The organism is Calothrix sp. PCC 6303 (genome assembly GCF_000317435.1).
Lineage (GTDB): Bacteria > Cyanobacteriota > Cyanobacteriia > Cyanobacteriales > Nostocaceae > PCC-6303.
Genome location: NC_019751.1, coordinates 4,197,595 through 4,222,024 on the forward strand (window position 1 = coordinate 4,197,595; position 24,430 = coordinate 4,222,024).

The 24,430-nt window shown below is 41.3% G+C and carries 18 protein-coding genes; 7 read left to right on the forward strand and 11 right to left on the reverse strand.

Annotation, left to right across the window (positions count from 1 at the left end; genetic code table 11):
- Window positions 1-12 precede the first annotated feature (12 nt).
- From CAL6303_RS17225 to CAL6303_RS17240, 4 genes are all read right to left on the reverse strand, one after another.
- The gene (locus tag CAL6303_RS17225; protein WP_015199094.1) at window positions 13-405 is read right to left on the reverse strand and encodes a type II toxin-antitoxin system VapC family toxin; all 393 of its coding nucleotides are present in this window, start codon (window positions 403-405) and stop codon (window positions 13-15) included.
- 3 nt (window positions 406-408) lie between these two features.
- Window positions 409-654 carry a DUF2281 domain-containing protein gene (locus CAL6303_RS17230; RefSeq protein ID WP_015199095.1) on the reverse strand — a complete coding sequence of 82 codons (246 nt, stop codon included), beginning with the start codon at window positions 652-654 and terminating at the stop codon, window positions 409-411.
- 91 nt (window positions 655-745) lie between these two features.
- The gene (locus CAL6303_RS17235) at window positions 746-1,108 is read right to left on the reverse strand and encodes a hypothetical protein (protein WP_015199096.1); all 363 of its coding nucleotides are present in this window, start codon (window positions 1,106-1,108) and stop codon (window positions 746-748) included.
- A gap of 28 nt (window positions 1,109-1,136) precedes the next feature.
- Complete coding sequence (locus CAL6303_RS17240; RefSeq protein ID WP_015199097.1) at window positions 1,137-1,751, reverse strand: hypothetical protein; 615 nt, start codon at window positions 1,749-1,751, stop codon at window positions 1,137-1,139.
- Between the two features lie 106 nt (window positions 1,752-1,857).
- On the opposite strand from CAL6303_RS17240, the gene CAL6303_RS17245 reads away from it, so the two are divergent.
- From CAL6303_RS17245 to CAL6303_RS28590, 5 genes are all read left to right on the forward strand, one after another.
- On the forward strand, window positions 1,858-4,017 hold the full coding sequence (locus CAL6303_RS17245) for a Tex family protein (protein ID WP_015199098.1): 2,160 nt from the start codon (window positions 1,858-1,860) through the stop codon (window positions 4,015-4,017).
- Window positions 4,018-4,129: 112 nt separating this feature from the next.
- A complete protein-coding gene (gene argB / locus CAL6303_RS17250; RefSeq protein WP_015199099.1) occupies window positions 4,130-5,026 on the forward strand; it encodes an acetylglutamate kinase in 897 nt (298 codons plus the stop codon).
- A gap of 103 nt (window positions 5,027-5,129) precedes the next feature.
- The gene (locus CAL6303_RS17255) at window positions 5,130-5,657 is read left to right on the forward strand and encodes a tetratricopeptide repeat protein (RefSeq protein ID WP_015199100.1); all 528 of its coding nucleotides are present in this window, start codon (window positions 5,130-5,132) and stop codon (window positions 5,655-5,657) included.
- 45 nt (window positions 5,658-5,702) lie between these two features.
- The gene (locus CAL6303_RS17260) at window positions 5,703-6,536 is read left to right on the forward strand and encodes a DUF3153 domain-containing protein (protein ID WP_015199101.1); all 834 of its coding nucleotides are present in this window, start codon (window positions 5,703-5,705) and stop codon (window positions 6,534-6,536) included.
- A gap of 437 nt (window positions 6,537-6,973) precedes the next feature.
- Window positions 6,974-7,684 carry a peptidoglycan-binding domain-containing protein gene (locus tag CAL6303_RS28590; protein ID WP_015199102.1) on the forward strand — a complete coding sequence of 237 codons (711 nt, stop codon included), beginning with the start codon at window positions 6,974-6,976 and terminating at the stop codon, window positions 7,682-7,684.
- Window positions 7,685-7,939: 255 nt separating this feature from the next.
- Here CAL6303_RS28590 and CAL6303_RS29390 read toward each other — a convergent pair whose 3' ends face one another.
- The 3 genes from CAL6303_RS29390 to CAL6303_RS17275 all read right to left on the reverse strand — a co-directional run bounded on the left by CAL6303_RS29390 (window position 7,940) and on the right by CAL6303_RS17275 (window position 10,597).
- Window positions 7,940-8,023, reverse strand: coding sequence for a pyridoxine 5'-phosphate oxidase C-terminal domain-containing protein (locus CAL6303_RS29390; protein ID WP_083866324.1), 84 nt, complete (start codon window positions 8,021-8,023; stop codon window positions 7,940-7,942).
- A 340-nt stretch (window positions 8,024-8,363) separates the two neighbouring features.
- Window positions 8,364-9,998: an iron uptake porin gene (locus CAL6303_RS17270; protein ID WP_015199103.1), complete on the reverse strand. Its 1,635-nt coding sequence runs from the start codon at window positions 9,996-9,998 to the stop codon at window positions 8,364-8,366.
- Window positions 9,999-10,399: 401 nt separating this feature from the next.
- A complete protein-coding gene (locus CAL6303_RS17275; protein ID WP_238993708.1) occupies window positions 10,400-10,597 on the reverse strand; it encodes a hypothetical protein in 198 nt (65 codons plus the stop codon).
- 462 nt (window positions 10,598-11,059) lie between these two features.
- On the opposite strand from CAL6303_RS17275, the gene CAL6303_RS17280 reads away from it, so the two are divergent.
- Complete coding sequence (locus CAL6303_RS17280) at window positions 11,060-14,215, forward strand: DUF4347 domain-containing protein (RefSeq protein ID WP_015199104.1); 3,156 nt, start codon at window positions 11,060-11,062, stop codon at window positions 14,213-14,215.
- A 636-nt stretch (window positions 14,216-14,851) separates the two neighbouring features.
- Complete coding sequence (gene hpnH, locus CAL6303_RS17285) at window positions 14,852-15,871, forward strand: adenosyl-hopene transferase HpnH (RefSeq protein ID WP_015199105.1); 1,020 nt, start codon at window positions 14,852-14,854, stop codon at window positions 15,869-15,871.
- 69 nt (window positions 15,872-15,940) lie between these two features.
- On the opposite strand, the gene CAL6303_RS17290 is transcribed toward hpnH, so the two are convergent.
- The 4 genes from CAL6303_RS17290 to CAL6303_RS17305 form a co-directional block, all read right to left on the reverse strand.
- Window positions 15,941-17,236, reverse strand: a complete 1,296-nt coding sequence (locus CAL6303_RS17290) for a sensor histidine kinase (RefSeq protein ID WP_015199106.1) — start codon at window positions 17,234-17,236, stop codon at window positions 15,941-15,943.
- Window positions 17,233-20,025 (reverse strand): CHASE2 domain-containing protein, encoded by a 2,793-nt coding sequence (locus CAL6303_RS17295; protein WP_041739722.1) that lies wholly within the window; start codon window positions 20,023-20,025, stop codon window positions 17,233-17,235. Before CAL6303_RS17295 ends, CAL6303_RS17290 begins: the two co-directional genes overlap by 4 nt.
- 153 nt (window positions 20,026-20,178) lie before the next feature.
- Window positions 20,179-21,099 (reverse strand): DUF928 domain-containing protein, encoded by a 921-nt coding sequence (locus CAL6303_RS17300; RefSeq protein WP_015199108.1) that lies wholly within the window; start codon window positions 21,097-21,099, stop codon window positions 20,179-20,181.
- 193 nt (window positions 21,100-21,292) lie between these two features.
- A complete protein-coding gene (locus tag CAL6303_RS17305; RefSeq protein ID WP_015199109.1) occupies window positions 21,293-23,851 on the reverse strand; it encodes a CHAT domain-containing protein in 2,559 nt (852 codons plus the stop codon).
- Window positions 23,852-24,430 lie beyond the last annotated feature (579 nt).

The following is a 24,430-nucleotide window of genomic DNA, read 5'->3' on the forward strand; positions in this document are numbered from 1 at the left end:
GCGTAGGAAGGATCAAAGCTCTGACCAGATATTCTGTATCGGATAGGCACTAAATTCTGAATCGGCACTCATGAGAATTAAATTTTGGTTAATCGATTGGGAAATGATGATTCTGTCGAACGGGTCAGAATGGTGAGACGGCAATGTGAGATGAATATTGAGATCGCTAAATAGAATGGGAAGAATTTGGATATTAAGTTGATTTAAAATCATGTCCAATTCATGAAATTTAATGCCTAGATTCAGCTTACCTTTGCCGATTTTAATCGCAATTTCCCAGAGGCTGGCAACACTTATAAAGAGGTTGTTCTCAGTATTTTCTAGGAGAGTAGTCATCTTTTTGTTCAGTTTGGGATGTCCTGCAATATACCAAATCAGAATGTGAGTATCGATCAGGAGGTTCATAAATTATTGGTAATCGGCAAATTCTTCTAGCGGGTCATCAAAGTCATCGGCGATCGTGACTTTGCCTTTGAGAATGCCGAAGCCGTTTCGCTTTTGGGTTAGGGTTGGCGGTTCGAGAACTTCTGGTAAGGGTCGATTCGTGCTGTGGAAGGCGAGGTATTCAATATAGTGCAATGCCTCGACTTGGAGTGCTTCAGGGAGCTTCGAGAGCAGTGAGTTGATACTGTCGATCGCATTGGTTTGTGACATCACGATTGCCTCCTAGTGATTTTATTCTATCACTGCGCTCATTCCAACGGCGATCGCCCTCGTCTTACCCTTTCACCAGGGGCGATCGCATCTAGTTGTAACACTCTAGCAAAGGACAATCCACATCTAACATCCAACGCTCATCTACAAATTCTAGGTTTTCATTATAAATTAGAACAATCTCACCAATTTTCTGAATTTTATCACTTAGCTGCTTGGAAGTATTAACAGGAGTTTTCAGGATAAATTTGAACTGTAAAAAGCGTTCTTTGCCTGTAAAGCCGATAGAACTACTAATTAATTCTGATATTAAAGTATGAGGTAAAATAATCTCTTCGTAATATCTATCTTCCTCATCCCAGTAACCGCAAACTTTATAGTTACATGCTTCGAGATGTTCTCCCACAAGCGCATTGCTATCTATGTTTTCTAAAAGTTTGGTCAAATTTGCCATACTTGGTGATTTTTCAATTCAAGTTGAATCATGATTCAAGAAAAAATTTAGAATCGACATTAAAAAAATCATATAAAGCTTGATCATCAAACTCTGGTATATCCCCAGATGAATTTACAACATGATAATCGTCCAACTTTTCGTCGAACGCAAATTGCGTTGAAGTAGGATAATCAGAACCGATCATTTTAAATATTTCAATTAAGTCTGTGATTGCAAGTTTATATACTTTATTTTTTCGGGTATGATCTGAACAAAATATGATCCCATCTAATTCATTAAACTCCCCAAAGCATGGCACAAAGATATAGCTATGAATGAACTGATTACAAACAGTTTGAAGTTTAATTGATTCACTTGAAGAGTTTTGAAGATCGTAGAGTTCATCAATTCTGTCTCGATTTAATCTTGTCACAGTCAGTCCAGTTGACTTGAAGGAATGAATCAATATCTTTGCCTCAACTACATAATCTGATAACTTTTTCGCTTCTATAAGTTTTCGTATTGAGTAAAATGCAAAAAATATCTCTTTCTCAAGCAGAAAGAGAGATCTCTGTGTCCATCGCTTTTGATCAATTCGTTTAGATATTTTTGAAGCTGTCTTCAATAGTTCTTTTTTCCAATCACCAGATTCCCAAATCATGCTATGTACATTTATTTTCTCTTGAATGACCTAAATTTGCCTAAAAGGTATATAATCTGTTCTCACCCATTTTACTTGTACCTAGACCTTTCAAGCTAAACCTTCGATGCTGAATATTCCTCAACTCCTAGCAACTGAACTCAATCTCAAGCCGTTTCAAATCGAAAATGCCTTAGAATTGTTCGCGGAAGGTGCGACGATCCCTTTTGTGGCAAGATACCGCAAGGAACGCACTGGGGAAATGGATGAAATTCAGTTGCGTGATTTGTCGGATAGGTTTAGTTATTTGACAGAATTGGAGGAACGTAAGGCTTCCATCTTGAATGCGATCGCGCAACAGGATAAACTCACTGATGAGTTGAAGGCAAAAATTGAGGCTTGTTTACAAAAGACGGAACTGGAAGATCTCTATTTGCCATACCGTCAGAAGCGCCGCACCCGTGCCACCATCGCTAGGGAAAAGGGTTTGGAACCCTTGGTTAAGTTCATTCAGGCTTTAAATGTTAAAAATGGCGCTTTGGTTCCTTTGGAGAATGAAGCCGCCAAATATATCTCTGAGGAAAAGGGTGTCAAAACTGCTGAGGATGCACTCAAGGGTGCTGCGGATATTTTAGCTGAGGAAGTTGCTGATAAAGCCGAGTTGCGGGCATATATTCGGGAGTATTTGTTGGATGAAGGTGTGTTTGTTTCTCGCATCAAAGATGAACATCCTGAAGGTTCGACAAAGTATGAGATGTATCGCAATTTTCAAGCTAGGGTGAAAAATATCGCTCCCCACAGCATGTTAGCTTTGTGTCGTGGGGATAATGAAGGGGTTTTGAGTTTTGAAGTTAGCTATGAAGAAGATGTAATTCTTTCCTATTTGGAGAGTCAAGAAATTCGGGTGAAGCATCGCCAAATTCGCAGTTTCTATCAGGAAATGGTCAAGGACGCTTTTAGTCGGTTGATGAAGAATTCTTTGATTAGCGAAGTAATTGCTGAGAAAAAACTCTACGCTGATATTGAGTCGATAAAAACCTTTGAAACCAATTTGCGGGAGTTACTGTTATCTGCACCTGCGGGGATGAAGCCAACTATGGCAGTAGATCCAGGTTTCAGAACTGGTTGTAAGGTGGCAATTCTCGATACTACTGGAAAGTTTTTAGAATATCAAGCAGTTTTTCCCCATACAGGTGCCGAAAAACGAATTCAAGCTGCACAAAGTATTAAAAAACTAATTGAAAAGTACAAAATTGAATTGATTGCCATTGGTAATGGTACAGCTTCCCGTGAAACAGATGAATTCTTAAATGAGGTGTTTTCAACTTTAACAAACAAACCCATCAAAGTGATTGTAAATGAGTCGGGTGCTTCGATATATTCAGCGAGTAAAGTTGCTGGTGAAGAATTCCCCGATTTAGATGTTACAGTACGGGGTGCCATTAGTATCGGTCGTCGTCTCCAAGATCCTTTAGCAGAGTTGGTGAAAATTGATCCCAAATCTATCGGTGTGGGACAATATCAACATGATGTCGATCAGAAACTCCTAAAAAAGAAGTTAGAAGAAACCGTTGAAAGTTGTGTTAACTATGTGGGAGTGGATCTAAATACAGCATCCAAAGAACTATTAACATCCGTTTCCGGAATCACAGCAACCGTTGCCAACAACATAGTTAGTTATCGTAATGAAAACGGAGTCTTTAAAAATCGTCGTCAACTCCTAAAAGTCCCCAAATTAGGACCAAAAGCATTTGAACAAGCAGCGGGATTTTTGCGGATTCGGGGTGGAGAGAACCCCCTAGATAACACCGCAGTCCATCCAGAAAGCTATAAAATCGTGGAAGCGATCGCATCTGACTTGAAACTACCATTAAAGCAAGTCACTGACATCGCCGAAAACCTGAAAAAAACAGGTTTAAAAAAATATGTCACAGATACTATTGGGGAACCAACTTTACGAGATATCCTCAAAGAATTGGAAAAACCTGGCAGAGATCCGCGTGCTGAGTTTAAGTATGCCACCTTCAAAGCCGGAATTAAAGAAATTTCCGATTTAACAGTGGGGATGGAATTGGAAGGAAGCGTCACCAATGTGGCAAATTTTGGCGCATTCGTCGATATTGGAGTTCACCAAGATGGTTTGGTGCATATTTCCCAACTAGCCGACAGATTCGTTGATGACCCGAAAAAAGTTGTCAAGGTTGGGCAAGTTGTCAAGGTTAAAGTTATAGAAATTAACGAAAAGTTAAAAAGAATTAGCCTATCTATGAAAGCAGTTAAGCAATAGATAAATCACATATTCCCCCTCAACCCTATATGCATCGTGACGCTTCTGTGAGAGATTATTGACAATACAAAACTCCCCAAATTCCCAATAGTTTAACTATTAATAGGAACCCATGACCGTTAACGATACAGAATACATCAGACAGGCAGAAGCCACCCGCGTCCAAGTATTAAGCGAAGCCCTACCCTACATTCAACAGTTTGCCGGACGCACCGTTGTGGTGAAATATGGCGGTGCAGCCATGAAAGACAGCAAACTCAAAAACCAGGTAATCCGGGATATAGTTTTCCTATCCTGTGTCGGCTTGCGACCCATTGTAGTCCATGGTGGTGGACCAGAAATCAATAGTTGGCTGAATAAACTGGGAATCGAAGCCCAATTTAAAAACGGCTTACGTGTCACCGATGCCGCCACCATGGATGTAGTAGAAATGGTTTTGGTAGGCAGAGTCAATAAAGAAATTGTCGCCCTAATTCACCAAGCTGGTGGCAAAGCTGTGGGGCTGTGTGGTAAAGATGGGAACTTAATTACAGCCCGTCCCCAAGGGCAAGAAGGTATCGGTTTTGTTGGGGATGTCAGCAATGTAGACGTGAGTATTTTGAATACTCTGGCGGAAAGTGGTTATATTCCTGTAGTTTCCAGTGTTGCCGCCGATGAAACTGGACAAGCATATAATATCAACGCTGACACCATCGCCGGGGAAATTGCTGCCGCATTAGGTGCAGAAAAACTAATTTTACTAACTGACACCAGAGGCATCCTCAAAGATTATACAGATTCATCAACCCTAGTACCCAAAGTTGACATCCAAGAAGCACGCGACTTAATTGCCACAGGAGTCGTGGGAGGGGGCATGATTCCCAAGGTTAATTGCTGCGTGCGATCGCTTGCTCAAGGCGTTAAAGCAACCCACATTATTGATGGTCGCATACCCCACGCCCTTTTACTAGAAATTTTCACCGATGTTGGTATTGGTACAATGCTTGTAGGTTCCCGCTATAGCAAATAGTTTCCATTGAAAGGGTGACGCTAAATATCTACCTTTCCCCATCTAACCACTTCAAAAATCTCCCTGTCCTTGGCAAAATAAAAAAGTTACTGCGTATGGACACATGACTTCAGAAAGTATCGAAATTGCAAATAATCGCTACCACAAAGGAAAAGCAGCCTTTGAAAACGGGCAATATCGGGAAGCTGTGGAAAATTTAGAAACAGCCAGTTCCCTCACCGCCAAAAATTCTCGCCTTGGTGGTGAAATCAGAATTTGGTTAGCAACAGCTTACGAAGCTGCCGGGAGAAATGAAGATGCAGTTGCCCTTTGTCAACAACTCAAGCGTCACCCCCACAGCGAAACCAGCAAACAAGCATCACGTTTAGAATATATCTGGACTGCACCTAAATTAAAGCGTCCTCAAGAATGGATGACTGAAATCCCAGATTTTGGCAACATATCCGACAATAAGCAAAAAATCAGTCTAGCTAGGAGTTCCAAAGGTGCAACCAATGGACAAAAAAAACTTCCCGAACGCGAATATATTGATCTCAATCAAGTAAATACCAGCGATAATCGATTTATTTGGGTTGCATTATTAGCAGTTGCCATAACTGTTTCATATTTACTGTGGTTAGGTTTTAATTAGTCGGTACTTGGTAACAATCGGCTAAATTCTTGAGGAGACTTATTTATGAATCTATCAATCGTCAAGAAAAACATTACACATAGACTTCAATTACTAGTTCGTCACAAGAAACTAGTTTGGGTAATGATCTTGGCAGCTTTTTTACTATCCGGATGCGTGAAATATGATGTTGGAGTCACATTTGATCATCCCAATAGTGGCGAATTAGTTCAACATATTCGTTTAGGTGAACGCTTAACTAGTTTTAGCGGCGAATCAGTATACGAATGGCTAAACAGCATAGAACGCCGCACCCGTCAACTTGAAGGCAAAACAAAACGCATTTCCAAAGAAGAAATTATTGTCACAATTCCCTTTAGCAATGGGCAAGAACTGCAAAGTAAATTTAATGAGTTTTTCAACCCCGATATCAACCAAAAGCAGAAATCAAAAGCAGTTGAAGAAAACTCAGATTTACCAAAAATAGAATCCAACTTATTGCTATTCCAAAATAACTTTTTACTGTTGGTTCGCAATCGTCTAGTTTACGATCTCGATTTGCGTTCATTAGCACTGATATCAAACAACGGTAACGTTCTGGCTAACACAGCTTCCATTCTCGACTTAGACTTTAGCCTCAAAACCCCTTGGGGAGCAAAAAGCATCCAACTTGAAAATAGCTTACCCCCCGAACACCAAGGAAAACAACTAGTTTGGAAACTCACCCCCGGTGAACTGAACCACATCGAAGCTGTCTTTTGGCTTCCCAGTCCCCTAGGAATTGGCGCTTTGCTAATTATCCTCTTTGTTTGGGGTGGCTTTTATCTACGTTATACCTTTATGCCTGCCCCTAACACCAAATTAACTCCCAGTGTTACAACTGTAATTTCTGAAAGTTAATACCAATTGAAATAATGATTGCAACACATGCAACGGTAGAGACGTAGCAGTGCTACGTCTCTACAAATATTTATCTGTCGCGTTGTTTTTTCAAATCGGTATAAGTTGGACTTACACTAAACTATGGCAAAAAGAATCCCTCCCCCTCCCTGCTAAATTCTATCCCCGCTTCGGGGAAGATGCGCTTTAGCGGGGAGTGTAGTTTATATGGTTAGAAATTGCCATATAACAGTTCTTAGTTAAGTTAAATACAGTTTATGGTCGAGGATACTGTAGGGGCAAACGGTTGTTTGCCCTAATTTATAATGCATAAAAATATGAAAAAGTATAATATTGTGCGTTGGCAAAAGCTTCACTAACGTCTACGAAGGTATAAAATTGAGAGTAGTTTTCCCAGCTTCCATCATCAGTAATATAGTCATCAAGGAACCAAAAACATGTCAACTAGTTACAGTAACGAATCCATCCGCCATCTCTTAATCGGTTTAGGATATCTTGTTCCTGATAGTAATGTTCCTGGTAACAATCCTCCCTGGAAGACCAATAATAACCCTTTGACAGACGAACGTACAGTCACTGCAATCAAAAAGTTTCAGCAAGATTACCCACCTCTAAAAGCTGATGGTATTGCTGGTGAACAAACGAAGAAAATATTATTTGATACAATTGTTAGTCTTCAGAATAATTTGAAGCGTCATGGCTTTGCTACTGAAGCTCAAATACCTTCAGACAAACCATTTTATGGACCTGCTACTTATAAAGCAGTGACGATATTTGAGCAAAAACAGGGTTTTCCAGTAAATGGTATTGCTGACAAAGAAGCACGTACACTTTTAAATCAGGCAACTTTAGTACAGAATAACATTAGGCTGATAGATGCGTGTATTCAATTCAAATCTAATCCGAAAAAGCCTAGTTATCTCGAGGCACTAAAATATTTAGAAGTTCAGTTAAGTTCAGACATTTTAAAGAACTTTACCAACAGATGGCGAGAAACCAATGATGTCAATCCCGTAATAGTCAAGCTGACGGATGTGTGCAATTCTTATGAAGCAAAACCGCATCAAGATAAAGCGCTCGATTACTTACAACGTCAGATATCTCCAGATGTATATAAGAGATTTACTGAACTTTGGAAGAAGTCGTAAACTAATCCACATCTAAATTATCATAATCACAAAAACTGATAATTTTTATGGTGTGTCTTAATGATGATGCAAATTCAATAGACATATCCGAAAATGACAAGACTTACGTTCATCCTTGATGCCTAACCCTACTTTAATGTGAGTCGGATGAAACCTCTCCCTGATTTTTGCTATGCAAAAACCGTCCCTACCCGAAGAGGGTAGGGATAAAATACAGGACGAAAAGTGAGTATTTTATGTACTACCTCCTGCCTATTACGGTGATAACCGTTCAATCTTCCAACTAGCATCTTCTAAATGACTATAGAGTAAACGATCATGTAAACAGCTAGATCCCATTATTTTCGGTTAAATATCTTTTTTTTGTAAAATTTTTTAAAAAAATCTGTGCTTGCTGTTACAATGTTGTACATTAACAAAACTTTACCGTTGTTAGCCCATAAAGCCGCGACGCAGGTTTGAATCCAATCGAGAAAATACATATAAGACAACTGAGTATATGACCATCTGTGGTAGGGTGGTCATTTTTTATCTTTTTTATTTAGTTCAAGTTTTTTATGCCAGCAGCTTTGTGGGGGAAACTTCCCCCATAAACCTGCCTTGTCTAAATCCCCGTCGCAAAAAGTCATACCGTCGCGTTTGCTTTTCTCAGAACGAGTATTGGGAATTGTTTTGATAACTAGAAGCTAAAAGTAGTTCGCAATGCACCAATTACAACATCTTTGTTATCGTTGTTGTGATCTGGTGCTGTTAGCCAAATCACACCAGGGGTAATAGTGATGTTGTCGGATACTTTGTATTGATAGAAGGCTTCTAGGTGAAAGGAAGTGTCTTTATCTTTACCTAAGCCGTCGATGCTTGTACTTGTAACTTTTGGTTCCATGCCAACAATTAACCCAGCTAAGTTACCTTTTTTACCAAGATCCGGTAAACCGAGGGTGACTGCCCAGTTCCAAATATCTGCTGTCCCACGGTCTGGGAAGGCTGCTGTGGTTGATAAACTAGTGGCATTGGTGTATCCAGCCCAACCTCCCAGTACAAGTTTTTCACTGATACCAATAGAAGCTTGGATACCGTAGGAATTACTGGTGAAGGGAACTTCATCAACTAAATCGGTGATTCCACCATTTAAAGGAGAAGGAACATTAAAGTTAGCGCGGTTGCTACCTGTTCCTAAAGATTGGTTGTAGGCATTAATATAGGTTAATCCAACGCTAATGCGATCGCTTGGTTTAAATGTTAGCTGTGCTAAGGCACCATAGGCTCCATCTGTTAAACCATTTTTGGGGGTGGGATCATTGGCGTTAGTTGCTAAATACCCTAGACTCAATGACAATTTATCACTAAAGTTCTGAGTAACTCCCAACCCTGCACCATCCATATTGTAATAAATTGGGTTGCGGGTACCAAAGGTGGATAAAGCTCCAAATGCACCGTCACCATCGAATAGGTTGACTGTGGTAGTTAAATCATCTGCTGCACCCGCGTTGGCAATGGCAATCACTTCTGTACTTTTGCCGAGGGGGAACTTGTACCACAGTGCATCTATGACTGCATTTAGATCCCCTGCATCACCTGCAAAAAATAAGTTACCTTCCGGTGTACCCAAATCGGGATTTAAAATATTATTCGCTTGAATCCGGGTAAATAGGGTATCTTTCCCTGTAAAACTGGTGACAAGTTCGATTCTTGCCCTTGCTCCCAAGGTGGTGTTATTTTCATCTTTGACATTAAAACCATCAACATCATCACCACTCAAAACATCACTAATGACTCCTACAATTTGTCCTTGGAGTTTTGTGGTGGTGGAAAACTGATTTGCTTCCAATTCCGCAGTTCTAGCTTCTAAAGCGTCAACACGTCCCCTCAGTGTTGCTAATTCTGCCGAAAATTCTTCCTGAAGTTTGCGTAATGCATCCAAATCCTCTTTCCGAACTAAGTCTGCGGTAGCTGTGGCAATAAGTTCATTTACCCTTTCCAAACAAGCATTGACACCTGCGGCAAACTCATATCGAGTCATGGCTCGATTCCCACGATAGGTACCATTTGGATATCCAGCAATGCAACCATAGCGTTCTACCAGTGATTGAAGTGCTTGGAATGCCCAATCTGTAGGCTGTACATCCGATAGCTGGGACACTGATGTCACCTGAGCCATGCTAGTATCTCTATTCTCTGTTTGTGTTGCTGAAGGAATGGTGTTTTCCTGGATGGGAGATACAGTTTCAGTTTGTGCTACTGCACTTTCGTTTGCAGCGAAAACTGCACCTAAAACCATTGGACTCAAAAACAAAATTTTCCAAAGCTTCCGCATTTTCGTTCCTCACCACATTCTTATAAGTATTAGTTGTTAACTAATGCTGTTTAGAAAAAGATATCATGATAATAATTATTCTCAAATAGTTAATAAATCATCACAATAGGATTAGCTTATTTCTCCGAGTGTAGTTGCACAGAAAGTCCCCATTTTTTTTGACACCATTTATGATGATAGTAGGACTTATGTACTTAACGTGAATCCTCTCATTCAAAGTTACCATTAAGTGGGTACGCAAAATTAAATATATATTGTCATTGCATTCGCGTACCACTCCGTGGAAGCAAGCTACGCGTACCGTGTCCGAAGGACTTGGAACGTAGACGAAGACTTCCCACAGGGTAGCAATCCCAAAGGTTTGAGCGTTTAGGAATGTATGATTAATTTTGCACTACTACTTAGATGATGCTATTGGGGTGAATAATAGTAATTTCTTCAACTGGAACAAAATCTTTTGGATTTAAAGTCAGAATATGACTGATGTTATAAGCCAGCATCACTGCTTGTATGCGTAAATCATGGGTACGTTTGCCGGAAATTTTGTGAGTTGTAACGAGGCTAAACCGAAAGCGAAATATATCTGGTGTTTCTTTCAACAACTCAAACTGATTTACTGGCTTTGAGTAACAGATCAAGGTGAGTGAGACGTAGGGCTTCTTCTGTTTTAGCTAAAAATTTTACAATTAAGTTCTTAATTCTAAAAATAACGTTATTGAATATTTAATAATTTTTATAGATAAATATACTTACGTATATTTACTGTCTGATTTTGCGAAAGTATTTTTTTATACAAAATATACATTGAACTAAATTATGAGCCATGATCATCTTTTTTTGCGATCGCATGGAAGGTGTCGGTGCGCCTACGCCCCACCCTGCTTAATTTTTAGATGCGTTCACCCTGTCCACTCTGCCGATCCTTGTTCTGCCAGTTCATAAATTCGGCGCAGGTATTATACTTATCCAAAGAATAATGATGTCCGGGTTTTCACTGATGGGAACTGTGTATTTATGCGCTTATTATCTCATTGTATACCTTCTTCTTGTAGAGAAACACGATGTCCTTTGAGCTTCCTGGGTTAGGTACTCCTTCTGCTGGTGTGCTGTCTACAACCAGCCTAACGCCTGTCTTTGCCCAAAACACTTTGACGACTTCTTTAACAGGACTCGCAGGAGCCAGCCAATCTCTTTTGTTTGTCGATGGATCGGTGACAGACTATCAACAGTTGGTAGCGGGAGTGATACCAGGCACGGAAATCCATGTGCTTGACCCGGTGCAGGATGCTGTTACCCAGATTACCAATACGCTGCTGGGGCGGCAAAACATCGGCAGCTTGCACATTGTTTCCCACGGGGAAGCCGGAGGACTAGATTTTGGCAGCAGTCAGATGAACTTAGGCGACTTGCCAGGGTATACGTCACAGTTGCAGAGTTGGGGCAAGGCACTAACTAATGATGCCGATATTTTGCTGTATGGCTGTAACGTTGCCGAAGGACAACTCGGTCAGGCGTTTGTCCAAAACATCAGCCAGATTACTGGAGCCGATGTTGCCGCATCAGACAACCTGACAGGGAGTAAGGCTCTCGGCGGAGACTGGGTGTTGGAATCAAAAACGGGAGCAATTGAAACAGGTCTAATCTTTGATCCAGCAATGTTGACAAGCTATTCGGGTGTTTTAACGACAACATCGCCAACCAATTCCGGCTTTGAAACTGGTGACTTGACTGGTTGGACTGTGCAAAACCTAACTAGCCCTAATTGGAACACAACCCAAACTGTAACGGTTGTCTCAAGCGATAAAAATCAAGGCACTTATAGCGCAAAGATAGACATTTCGGGATCTGTAAGTACAGGAGGAGGCACAGCCTACGGACCAACAATTACTAGCAGCTATTTCGAGGGAGATGCAGGTGACACAATTCTGTTTGACTGGAAGGCGCTACAGACTAGCGATTACTATGATGTCAAGGGAGAAATAGTCAACGACAGCACGGGGCAAAGATCCACCATCATTTCAGAAGTTGGAACCTTGCGTAACTGGACTACCACCTCCGTAACTCTACCTGTCACAAGTAGCCAATGGAAGTTTGTTTTCACAGCAGGCTCCTATGATGCCACCTTTGGTCGAGCCGTAGGTTCTACACTCTACATTGATAATATTCGCGTTGTCATTCCAGCCCCGACCCTGAATACCAACGCATCGCCAACTTTGTCAAACACCGTTGAAGACATCTCCGCACCAACCAATGGCTCAACGATAGGTGCAACTCTAGTTTCCGCTTTGATCGATAACAGCGATACAGGAGGCGGTTTAGACAACTTTACCAATCCGGGTGGAAGTCCTGGTCTTGCAGTTACAGGTGTTAATAGCGGAACGCTCTACTACACCACCAATGGTGGCTCCACTTGGAATGCTCTCAACTCTCCCTCAATAACTGCTAGTCTGCTTTTAGCTGCTGATAGCAACACCTATGTGTACTTCAAACCTGATACGAATGTGAATGGCTCAATCTCGGATGCTGTCACTTTTAAAGCATGGAATGGCTTTGATGGCACAAATGGACAGGCGAATGTAAACACCACAACGAATGCGGGTGTTTCCTCGCAATCTGATACTGCCTCTATTAGCGTTACGCCCGTCAATGATGCACCGACCATCAGCACCAACTCATTGAGCCTCAGCGAAGGTGGCAGTGTGGTTCTTTCCAGCAGCAATATCAACGCCACCGATCCTGATAACATCTCTACGGAACTCACCTACACTGCCAGCAGTATCACCGGTGGACAGTTTGAGTTGGTAGCGACTTCGGGTGTTGCCATCACCAGCTTTACCCAGGCACAGATTAATTCTGGGGCAGTGCGCTTTGTCCACGGTGGCGGTGAAACGGCACCCAGCTATAGCCTGATTGTCAATGATGGTTCGCTCAACAGCGGTAGCAGCACCGTGGCGATCGGTACCTTCACCAACGTCAACGATGCCCCGACCATCAGCACCAACGCGTTGAGCGTCAGCGAAGGTGGCAGTGTGGTTCTCTCCAACACCAATATCAACGCCACCGACCCCGACACCACCCCAGCCCAACTCACCTATACTGCCAGCAGTATTAGCGGTGGACAGTTTGAGTTGGTAGCGACTTCGGGTGTTGCCATCACCAGCTTTACCCAGGCACAGATTAATTCTGGGGCAGTGCGCTTTGTCCACGGTGGCGGTGAAACGGCACCCAGCTATAGCCTAATTGTCAATGATGGTTCGCTCAACAGCGGTAGCAGCACCGTGGCGATCGGCACCTTCACCAACGTCAACGATGCCCCAACTTTGACGGGCAATGCCACGCTAACAGCCGTTACCCAAAACACCACCAACTCTAGCGGTAGCAGCCTCACTAGCCTCTTTGGTAGTCTGTTCACTGACCCTGATACAAGTGCCAGTCTCAGTGGGTTGGCGATCGTTGGCAACACTGCCAACACCACTACAGAAGGTCGATGGGAATACTCGACTGACGGCACTAACTGGGCAAGCGTGGGTGCAGTTGCCGATGGTGCTACCGCCCTGGCGCTCTCTGTTAGTACACTGGTGCGCTTTGTACCGGTAACTGGCTATAACGGCACACCCCCTGGCTTAACAGTACGCGCCCTTGATAACTCCTATAGCAATGGGTTTACGAATGGCACCACACGAGTGACCATCAACACTACAAGCAACGGTGGTACAACGGCAATTTCAAGTGGCACACCTGTTACCCTCAACACCTCTGTTACCAAGAGCTTGCCCAATCTGCTGTGGCGCAACAGTGGCAACGGGGAGAATGCTGTTTGGCAAATAAAGAATGACTTCACCCTGCAATCCGGATACTTCATCACCCAGGTGCCTGATGCGAACTGGGAGATTACTGGTACTGATGACTTCAACGGCGACGGCATTGCTGATATCGTCTGGCGCAACAAGGCAAGTGGCGAGAACGCTATTTGGGAGATGAAGAATGACTTCACCCTGAAATCCGGACAATTCATTACCCAGCGACCTGATGCGAACTGGCAAATTGCTGGTACTGATGACTTCAACCAAGACGGTACACCTGATATCCTCTGGTACAATAAGCTGACAGGGAAGGGAGATATCTGGGAAATGAATGCCTTCAGACTTGTACAAAGCTATCAACTCCTTGACGTGATCAATCCCAATTGGAGCGTGAGACCTTTTGTGGCAGGTTAGATACTTTTGACAGATACCATTCGTGAGTGGTTAAGGTCAGATACCATTTGTCAAGAAGCAAGATTACTCAAAATATGGCTGAAAAGCTCTGTTGGAAGCACAATTTTTGAGCAGGCGATCGCGTAATCTGGATACGCATCATTCATTCTTGAGCTATAATTCCGGTACAAGAGTTAACTTAATACCTCTGTTTTCTTGAATTTTCAGCATAATTTCTAATTGACAAAAATTAAGATTATCTTAACCTCTCACCGATGGACAGATACAGCTAGTTTATACGGTACCCCTGTTAAGTGGCTACGCAAAATTAAATATTATATATTGTCATTGCGTAAAGCCTAACGGCATACAAGAAACGCAAAGCGTGTCCGAAGGACTTGGAACGTAGACAGAGACTTCCCGCAGGGTAGCAATCCCAAAGGTTTGAGCGTTTCTGAATGTATGATTAATTTTGCACTACTACTTAACAGGGGTAGTCTATACGGTGAGCGATCGCTCTTTTATAATATCCCACTGAATTATTTTCAAAAGCCACTCACTGCCAAATACAATAAAAATCTTTGCGATCGCTAGACTGGGAAAAAGCTGATATTCTAAGATTCATGTTCCAAGCAGTGTGAGGAGTCGTCACGTAAAATGGGAATCCATCTACCAGAAGCGATCGCAGTTGGTCAGTATTTAGTCACCCAACGCCTAAAAGGACGTAAACGCTTCCCTCTAATTTTGATGTTGGAACCACTATTCCGCTGCAACCTTGCTTGTTCTGGTTGCGGAAAAATCCAACATGCACCCGAAATTCTTAAACAAAATCTTACCCCCGAACAATGTTTTGCCGCAGTTGAAGAATGTGGCGCTCCCATAGTTTCTATCCCCGGTGGGGAACCTTTGATGCACCCACAAATAGACGAAATTGTCAAGGGCTTAATTGCTCGGAAAAAGTTTATTTATCTCTGCACCAACGGCTTATTGTTAGAAAAAAGCTTAGACAAGTTTCAGGCATCCCAATATTTTAGTTTCAGCGTTCATCTTGATGGGTTACGGGATTGGCACGATACCTGTGTAGATAGAAGAGGTGTGTTTGATACCGCTGTCAAAGCTATTAAAGCCGCTAAAGCACGAGGTTTTCGCGTTGCTACTAATACCACTATATTTCAAGGTGCTAATCCCCAACAGATGCAGGAATTCTTTGATTTCCTCAGTGATTTGGGCGTAGATGGGATGACCATTTCCCCAGGATACAGTTACGAATGGGCACCAGATCAAGATCATTTTCTCAAACGTGAACAAACACGCGCTCTCTTCCGTGAAATTCTTGCACCATTTAGAGCAGGTGACAAAAAGTGGAATTTTGCTAACAGTCCCCTATTTTTAGATTTCCTCACCGGAGAACAAGATTATGAATGCACTCCTTGGGGAAGTCCAAGTTACAGTGTTTTAGGTTGGCAGAAACCCTGTTATTTATTAAATGAAGGACATTACAACAGCTTCCAAGAATTATTAGATCATACCAACTGGAATAATTACGGACGTGCTAGCGGAAATCCCAAATGTGCTGATTGTATGGTTCACTGTGGTTATGAACCCACCGCAGCAACAGAATCTATGCAACCTAGTAATATTGGGCGCTCAGTCATGGGATTATTAGGTATTGGCTAATTAATTGCGATCGCTTGTGTCAGTTAGAGGGGATTCTAAATCTCAAACGGTTTCTTTTCTTGAGCAAAGTTAAATTGGCAGAGTAATAATAAACTTGGTTCCCTCTCCTGACGCTGACAAACAATCTATCTGCCCATCGTGTTTATCGATGATAATTTGTTGAGCGATGGCAAGCCCTAAACCTGTACCTTTATTTACACCTTTGGTTGTAAACAAGTTGTCAAATATACGTTGTTTGACTTCCTGGGTCATACCTATACCATTATCTGCAATGATAATTTGTACTGTTTGATCGGCAACCAGTGTTGTAATTCTAATTTGATTGGGATTAGCTGTAATATCCTCGAAGGTTTTACCTGAGTTAGAGTCGTCTAGAGCATCAATTGCATTTGCCAGAATATTCATAAATACTTGGTTTAATTGACCCGGAAAACAATCAACTTGAGGTATATTTCCATACTCTGTAAAAACATCAATTGCTGGACGTAGTTCGTTTGCTTTCAGGCGATGTTTGAGGATTAAAATTGTACTATCAATCCCTTCATGGATATTGAATGGCTGCTTATAATCTCGATCTGCCCGAGAAAAAGTCCGTAAACTGGTGCTGATAGTCTTAATGCGATCGCAAGCCATCATCATGGAATCAATCATTTTAGGTAAGTCTTCTATAGAATAATCTAAATCAACTTCTTCCGCGTGATTGATAATTTCTTCACCGGGATTTGGTAAGCTTTCCTGATACAGTTTCAAATGATCAATAATATCACCGATATTTGGTTTTGCTTGTTTGAGAGTCGCAGCAATAAACCCAAGGGGATTATTCATTTCGTGAGCAATCCCTGCCACCAAATTACCCAATGCGGACATTTTCTCGCTTTGAATCATCTGCAATTGAGTTTGCTGTAACTGCTGTAGAGATTCAGTCAACTCTGTGGTGCGTTCTTGCACTCGTTGTTCCAGGGTACGGGTAAGATGGGAAATTTTTAGATGTAGTTTTAATCTGGCAATAACCTCTTCCTGCTGAAAAGGTTTGGTAATATAATCAACAGCCCCAATTTCTAACCCTTTAACTTTATCCAAAGCATCAGATAAGGCTGTCATAAAAATAACTGGAATATGCTGAGTATTCAAGTTAGCTTTTAATCTCCGACAAGTTTCAAAACCATCAATACCAGGCATCATCACATCTAAGATAATTAAATCTGGATGAGCGTATTCCGCTTGTTCAATTGCTGACTCTCCATCTGTTGCCATCAGTACTTTCCAACTATGTCCCTGGATGGCTTCTGACAGCACTTTCAAATTGTTAGGATTATCATCAACTACAAGAATAAATATTGGTTTAACAACAACGCTTGCAATCATTTTACTGTTTCCTCAGCCACTAAAGACTTGATAAAATTACGTATTTTTACAGTTTGAAAATTAATAGTAAGTTTAGTTAACTCAGCAGCAAAGGGAACAAGTTGCTTATTGTTCTCTATTTGGATTTTTAAGATTTCTTCAATAGTCGGGATATCTCCCATCATTGCCAAATGATACAGTTGTTGTAAAATCTCTGGAGATGGCAGAACTAATTGATCATTGGCAGCAATTTGTTCCTTTTGTGTTGTGGGTTGCGGGGCAGGTTTTGTGTGAGATTCTGTGTAACTCCAGTCAACTTTTAGCAACGAACGTAATGCATCCAACAGTTCGGCTCTTTGAAGTGGTTTGGGTATAAAAGCTGCGGCACCTGCCTGTAAACTTTGTTGACGATTTTCTTCAAAGACATTGGCACTAGAAACAATAATTGGAATATTACTAGTTTGAGAATTCGCTTGTAAGTGAACCATAAACTCAAATCCATCCATATTAGGCATGGCTAAATCGAGTAAAATCACGTCGGGTTTAACTTCGCTGGCTACTTGCAATCCCTGCTTACCATCAGCAGCTTCTTGAACCACACAACCTATTTCCTCCAACAAGCTAGTTAACATCAAACGATGATGATGCTCATCATCAACAATCAGAATCCTAGGTGCATTACCTTGAATGCCAATAATTTGCCCCTGCTTTGAAGGATTTTTTTCTAAATGCCAATCAGGGGAAAGTAGTGCCGGAACCGTCACATCTAGCCAAAAAACGCTACCTTCACCTGAGATACTTTGTACTTGAATTTGACTATCCATCAATACAGCTATTCTTTGACTGATGGTTAATCCTAAACCAGTACCTTCAGAACGCTGTCCCAGTTCACCTACCTGTTCAAAAGGCAAAAATATTTTTTCTATATGCTCAGGTGACATTCCAACCCCTGTATCTTCTATTTGGAAGCGAAGTTTAGCAAGGGGGAATTGATTTGATTCTTGGATAGTTTCTAATAGCTCAACTTTAAAAGTGACAGCACCGCGATCAGTAAACTTAATCGCATTGCCAAGCAAATTAATTAAAACTTGTCGCAGTCGCTTTTCATCTGCTTCAATTGTGGTGGGTAAGCGATCGCTAATTAAGATTTTAAAGTCAATTCCTTTCTGTTGGGCACGAATCCCACAAATTTCTGTCACACCGTGTAAAAAAGTTGGCAAATGTAAGCTACTGTAAACTAATTCAAGTTTGCGGGCTTCAATTTTTGAAAGGTCAAGAATATCATTAATCAACATTAACAGGTGGGAACCGCATTGATAGATAACGCTAACTCCTTCCTGATTTTTCTCAGTCAAGTTGGGAGAAGCTTCCAAAACTTGAGCAAAACCGAGTATCCCATTTAAGGGTGTACGTAGTTCGTGGCTCATATTAGCAAGAAACTCACTTTTAGCTTGATTGGCAGTATCGGCAGCTTGTTTTGCTTGTAGTAGTTCGTGAGTTCTTTCTTCCACCTTAGTTTCCAAGGTTTTGGAGTAATCTAACAGTAGCTCATTTGTAATTTCCAATACACGGTTTGCATATTCTAGTTGTTGTTGTTTGTAGACGTTGGTTGTTGCAATCACACTGCCAATAAATACAACCAAAGCTGGTATTACAGGAATTAGAACCCCATTCAAAAATATCCAATAGGAACCCCCCACCAACGCCACACTCAGAGCCACAGTTGTCCAGAGAATCTTACCGCCAGGAATCTTATATTTAATCTTTATAGTAGCTAACCGCCAACTACCAGCAGAGCCAATAACAGACCAAGCAAAAATCCACAGCAATGAATGGATGCCATAAATGCCGCGAAGGTTTATTTTCTCCATTTTTGCCCCCCGTACCAATTGAAGAGCAATATTGGCATGTATAACCACACCGGGTGTTGCTTTTTGATCAGACGTGAAGGAGGAACTGAAAGGGGTACTAAAAAAGTCATTAGTACTAGAAGCAATAGAGCCTATAAGCACCATGCGATCGCGCATTAAATCTGCGGGTACTTTTCCTGCCAACACATCGCGCATGGAAACTTGACGAAATGCGGTTTCTGAACCATGCCAGTTGAGGAGAACTTGATAACCTCCAATATCATTATCACCATAACCAGCTTCTTGATCTTTTAGCGGTTCATAAATAGCCTTACCCAATCGAAACTTTTGCTGTTTTTCATTAACTGACTCTAAAGTAATCTTCTCAGCTTCAAGATATTTTAGCGCCACATGAGTTGCTAATCCCGCTTTAATTACACCTCCTTCCTTAACATCTTCAGCTGTCAGTAAGGCTCGACGCACATGGCGATCGCCATCTAACACCAAATCAGCTAATCCCACCTGGTTATTTTTTTTCAATTCTGGCGGAGGATTGACCCGCTCACCAGTGATTTTCTCCACCCCAATTAAATTGGGAGTAGTGCGGAAAATTTGCACCAACTTCTCATATCCAGTTCCTTCTGGCAAATCACGATACAGATCTAAACCAATAGCGCGGGGTTGTTGAATTCGGATTTTTTGCAGTAGCTGTGCCAATGACCAATCTGGTACGGGCCATTTACCCACTGATTGGATATCAGCTTCGTCGATAGTAACAATGACAATTTCATCAGCTATTTGTTGTTGCGATTTGAGTCGCACCCATTGATCGCGGAGTTTCCACTCAGGCAGATTAAAAAGTCCTAAAGATTGTCCCACAATTACTGTCAAAGCAACACTGGGAGTAATAATTAAAATGCTCTTAGTATTTTGAATAAAATCTCGAATTTTCTGCCACATGCCGTGCATTTGATAGATATTGGTTAGTATTGGTGAAGAATTTTCCCACCAACATCTTTAATGAAATAAGTATGTAGAGACGTAGAAGTACTACGTTTCTACAAAAGTTTTGGATTTGATTTACAGCCTATTTAAAGCATTGCAAAAAATCATCTAGTTTGTAGATGCGACTAGGGGAGCCGTGACAATCCCTTTCAAACTAACTGAGGAAAGAAGTTCTTCCCACTGTTTGATGAGAATCGGATTGTTAGGTTGGCTAGCATGAAGGGAAGCTAATGTTGCTACACAGTCGTACCACACGCTGTTTTTTCCCAAAGCCTCTGCTTGTTTGAGAGGATCTTGCTGTTGCATAGCTTTGCTCAACTCTGCACTGGGTTGGATGCGTTGAATCCATCCATCAACGTAAGGTGTACTTGGACTTAGTTGTCCATCTACCTTCAACGCTAGAAACCATTGGTAATTTTTGTCAACGGCTAAACTGGGTGCATCATCTGGCAATTTGACAGCAATAACGCCGGATTTTCCAGAAACAGGAACTGTTATCTGGTGGTGCATATTACCAGCTTCATCCTTAATACTAAAAACAGCTTCTTCCGCATTAGAAGCAGGAAGATAGACCATTACAGTGGGACGTTCGGATATAGTTGTTCCGTAGTAACTTTGTGGCATCAACCCAATCAATGCTGCTGGACTTGTTACCGCAGCACTTGAAGGATTCAAGTAATAATTACCAACACGAGATGAGCCAGCACTAGCCTGCTGAGGAGCGCTATTCTTCTTGTCTGGAGTAAAAAGATTACCGCGAGAAGATCCTCCGACTGTTTGGCTAGGAGCGCCATTCCCTTTTTTGGGAATGAAAAAATTGCCGCGAGAAGCTCCCCCAATTGTTTGACTAGGAGCGCCATTCCCTTTTTTAGGAATAAAAAAATTGCCGCGAGAAGCTCCACCAGTTGCGCTGCTAAGAGTGCTATTTTTTGGAGGTGGTGTAAATGTGACAGCATAGGCACTACTCCATGCACTGCTAGCAACCAGAGCGATAACGCTCAAGGTACTAACTAAAGATCGATGTTTCATGATGTTTCACCCATTTTTACTAAAATCCTGATCTATAAATATGCTGAACTAATTAGTCTTAAAAATCTCTTTTCTTCTAATTTTCAGCCCAATCTGAATAGGGATCATATTAGCTGTTATAAGCGACTTTTAACAGAAATGCTACAAAAAGATTGCCTTTTTACTAACAAGATACACACGTAATATTACTTACCTAAATCCAGTTTCCAACTAAAACAAAGGCAGACCAAAAGAACGGATCGCGGAAATCAGATTTGCGAATTAGACCTATTTGTGCCTGACGTAGAGCTTCTGCTTTAGTAGTTTGAGGTTGCCGTAGTTGTTGATAGAAGCTAGTCATGAGCATTTCTGCTGCTTTATCTTTGACAGGCCAAAGTGTGGCAACAGTGGAACGGGCACCAGATTTAACAGCTAAACCAGCTAGTCCTAAGACAGCGCGATCATCTCCAGTTGCTGTATCACAAGCACTCAGTACCAGTAATTCGATCGCTTTTGATGAATCTCCGCTGCGATTTTTGAGGAGTTCTGACAATTCTTTCACATTAACTTGTCCGTCCCACGTAAGTAAGTAGGTATCTTCGAGACGAGAACTAAATTGTCCGTGGGTTGCCAAGTGAACAATATCAGCATTCCCAGATTTGACGCGATCGCCTAACGCTGTACTGGTAAACTTTTGGTTGAGTAATAAGTAAGATGGTACAGACTTGGAGATTTGCTTGACTTCTGATTCCACCGCAGGCAATGCCGCAAAACCAGAACGAGATTCGCTAATACCAGCAACAATCGCATTAATTTTATTTTGCTGAAATGAGTGAGCAGCCATAAGTTGCAATCCTGGAGAAAGGGCAACTGCATATTTCTCAATCAAATATTGCTTACCGTCATACAAAGCTGCCATTGGTATATTTCGCAGTTTTCCATCCAACACAAATACTAGTGTTTTAGTTTCTTTAAAAGTTCCATCCTGTTCTGCGGGACGAATCAACCAATCATAAATTTTTTGGGTAAATCGTTCCCTATCTTTAGAATCAGAAACAGGATTGAGTGCAGTTAACAAATTACTAAGGGTTTTTTCAATTTCTGCTTGAGGTTTGGGGATGACGTAATAACGTAATGGTTTACCAGATTGAGAAACAATTGTTGTTAAACGATCGGGGAGAATAATCGGGTAAATAACTGCTGCGGTGGGGTCAACTTTATCAATTTGCTGCGCTTTATCTAAACATGCTTCCCGAAAAAAGTTATCCAGTTCAGCAACTTGGAGAGATTCTATCAATTCACGAGCTTGCATCAAATCTGCTTGACTTGGTTGCTCATCCAGGAGTAAACCCACTAACTCACGGTAAACAGGTTCCACACTTTCTTTAAAAGAAAATTGAACATCGGAATTAACGGCAACCAAATCAGAACGCAATGCCTTTAATGACTTAACAGCTTCTATATAGGCTGAAATTGCTTCTGCTCTATTACCTTGTTGTTTATATAACTTCCCTACCTGCCATGCTGATTGAGCGATAATATCGTCAGCTTGGAGTTGACGGGCAATATTCAGGGATTTATCAGCTAATTTTTTTGCCTCATTCCACTCAGAAGTGTAATTATATATTTGTCCCCATTGATACAGCGCATGGGCTTCTGCGGGAGCGTCCTGAATTAGATTAGCAGACTTAACTGTAGCTGCCATAAGTTGTGCTAAGTCTTTGCTTGGTACAACTTGGTCAGGTTTTGACAATTTATTTACAGTCGCTGCAAAATTTATTGCTGTATAAAGAGAATCGTGGCTGGGAGGCAGTTGTGTTAACTGTTGTAGCAATCGAGGTGCGATGGGTATAGCGTATTCCAGTTTGTCATAATCCAGCAATAACTTGAACTGAGCTAAACGTGCTTGTAATACTTCATTGGGATTAGTAGCAGCTTTTTCGGCATCTTCAAAGTAATTTAATGCTGCTTCTGGATCTTTTAAATGTGAAGCATTTTTTCCCAGACTTGCAAAAATAGAGCTTAACTGGGTTTTCGATTGAATTTTATTTGCTGTAACTAAACTTTGTTCCAATAATTGCTGACTTTTGGCATCCCCAATTGCCTGCAAAGCTAAACCAAGCGATCGCAATCCACCTACTTTGACTTCTGAGTCTGGCATGGTTGCCAATTTTTGGGTTAATGCTTCTAATTGTTGACGAGAACGACGATAAAATCCTAAACTTTGTAACGCTTGTGCTTGGTTTATTTGACTACCTATGCTTCCAGTAGTATCACCAGCTTGCTCATAATATTTTTGCGCCTGTTGCCAAGTTGCGATCGCACTTTCAGATCTACCTGTATGCATCTGTAAATTTGCTTGGCTATTCAGTATTTGTGCCCAGACAATTGCACTGGCAGCAGGTTTAACTGTTTGTAAAATTTTTAAACTTTGGTCAATTGAGTTATTCGCAGATTCCCATTGATTAAGCTCTTGTTGTGCCAGTGAGAGGTAACTTAGACTTAAAGCTTCATTTATGCGATCGCCTTGACTATTATACTGTTGGACTGCCGTTTGCCAAGCTGTCGCAGCTTCCGCAAAATGTCCAGATTGGTAAAGTTTTCGCCCTTGCTCTAGCCCATTGCTAACTTGGGAACTAGAAATAACAGGTGTTGTGACAGAGGAAACATTTGCCGGAGATGCTTCGATAGATGCAATGGTAAATGCTAAACACAAACTTAATACACTGAGGCTGACATACAACCAACGAGTTTGTTTAATTCGGAAAGCCATAAATAATTAACCAAGATTCATAACAGCTTTTAAAAAATAAGTCACAATACAAGTGCTTAAACAATCAGTAAACTTATATTGCCCAACTTGCAACCGGATCTACCAAAATTTCTTATCGAAAATATCTGCTAGGAACATAGTTTGTTAAACAGAGCCTAGGAACTAGGTTCGGCAAGGTTTAGGCATATTGCTGTTGACTTAGATGTAATTTCGACACTTTTCTTTCATACAATCTTTGTGTCATCGAGTGGTTCCTAGGCTCTGCCTGTTACTAATACAAAAACAGGCAAGACTTCGGCGTGAGCGCTACTTTACCTCCGGTACACTTCGTTCCGACAGGCTCAGGAACCATCGAACGCTGCCTATTCCACAATATTGGATCATCTTTTTTGTGGAGTTCTCTGACCCAAATAGTGGAAAATGTTTAAGATTGGAAGATAAATCAGTATTTTCTCTAGTTCCATTTGTAAAAAAAGACAGTCACTATATTGATAGTTATAATTACATACCATAGGAATATGATTTGATTATTGAAAATATAGCAGGGTCTGTATAGCCTCACGGCATCTCAGAACAGCG

Coding starts and splice junctions, on each gene's coding strand:
- CAL6303_RS17240 (WP_015199097.1), bottom strand. CDS start 1,751: ATGATTTGGGAATCTGGTGATTGGAAAAAAGAACTATTGAAGACAGCT.
- CAL6303_RS17245 (WP_015199098.1), top strand. CDS start 1,858: ATGCTGAATATTCCTCAACTCCTAGCAACTGAACTCAATCTCAAGCCG.
- CAL6303_RS29390 (WP_083866324.1), bottom strand. CDS start 8,023: ATGGGATCTAGCTGTTTACATGATCGTTTACTCTATAGTCATTTAGAA.
- CAL6303_RS17290 (WP_015199106.1), bottom strand. CDS start 17,236: ATGATTGCAAGCGTTGTTGTTAAACCAATATTTATTCTTGTAGTTGAT.
- CAL6303_RS17295 (WP_041739722.1), bottom strand. CDS start 20,025: ATGTGGCAGAAAATTCGAGATTTTATTCAAAATACTAAGAGCATTTTA.
- CAL6303_RS17270 (WP_015199103.1), bottom strand. CDS start 9,998: ATGCGGAAGCTTTGGAAAATTTTGTTTTTGAGTCCAATGGTTTTAGGT.
- CAL6303_RS17280 (WP_015199104.1), top strand. CDS start 11,060: ATGTCCTTTGAGCTTCCTGGGTTAGGTACTCCTTCTGCTGGTGTGCTG.
- hpnH (WP_015199105.1), top strand. CDS start 14,852: ATGGGAATCCATCTACCAGAAGCGATCGCAGTTGGTCAGTATTTAGTC.
- CAL6303_RS17305 (WP_015199109.1), bottom strand. CDS start 23,851: ATGGCTTTCCGAATTAAACAAACTCGTTGGTTGTATGTCAGCCTCAGT.
- argB (WP_015199099.1), top strand. CDS start 4,130: ATGACCGTTAACGATACAGAATACATCAGACAGGCAGAAGCCACCCGC.
- CAL6303_RS17235 (WP_015199096.1), bottom strand. CDS start 1,108: ATGGCAAATTTGACCAAACTTTTAGAAAACATAGATAGCAATGCGCTT.
- CAL6303_RS17230 (WP_015199095.1), bottom strand. CDS start 654: ATGTCACAAACCAATGCGATCGACAGTATCAACTCACTGCTCTCGAAG.
- CAL6303_RS28590 (WP_015199102.1), top strand. CDS start 6,974: ATGTCAACTAGTTACAGTAACGAATCCATCCGCCATCTCTTAATCGGT.
- CAL6303_RS17260 (WP_015199101.1), top strand. CDS start 5,703: ATGAATCTATCAATCGTCAAGAAAAACATTACACATAGACTTCAATTA.
- CAL6303_RS17255 (WP_015199100.1), top strand. CDS start 5,130: ATGACTTCAGAAAGTATCGAAATTGCAAATAATCGCTACCACAAAGGA.
- CAL6303_RS17300 (WP_015199108.1), bottom strand. CDS start 21,099: ATGAAACATCGATCTTTAGTTAGTACCTTGAGCGTTATCGCTCTGGTT.
- CAL6303_RS17225 (WP_015199094.1), bottom strand. CDS start 405: ATGAACCTCCTGATCGATACTCACATTCTGATTTGGTATATTGCAGGA.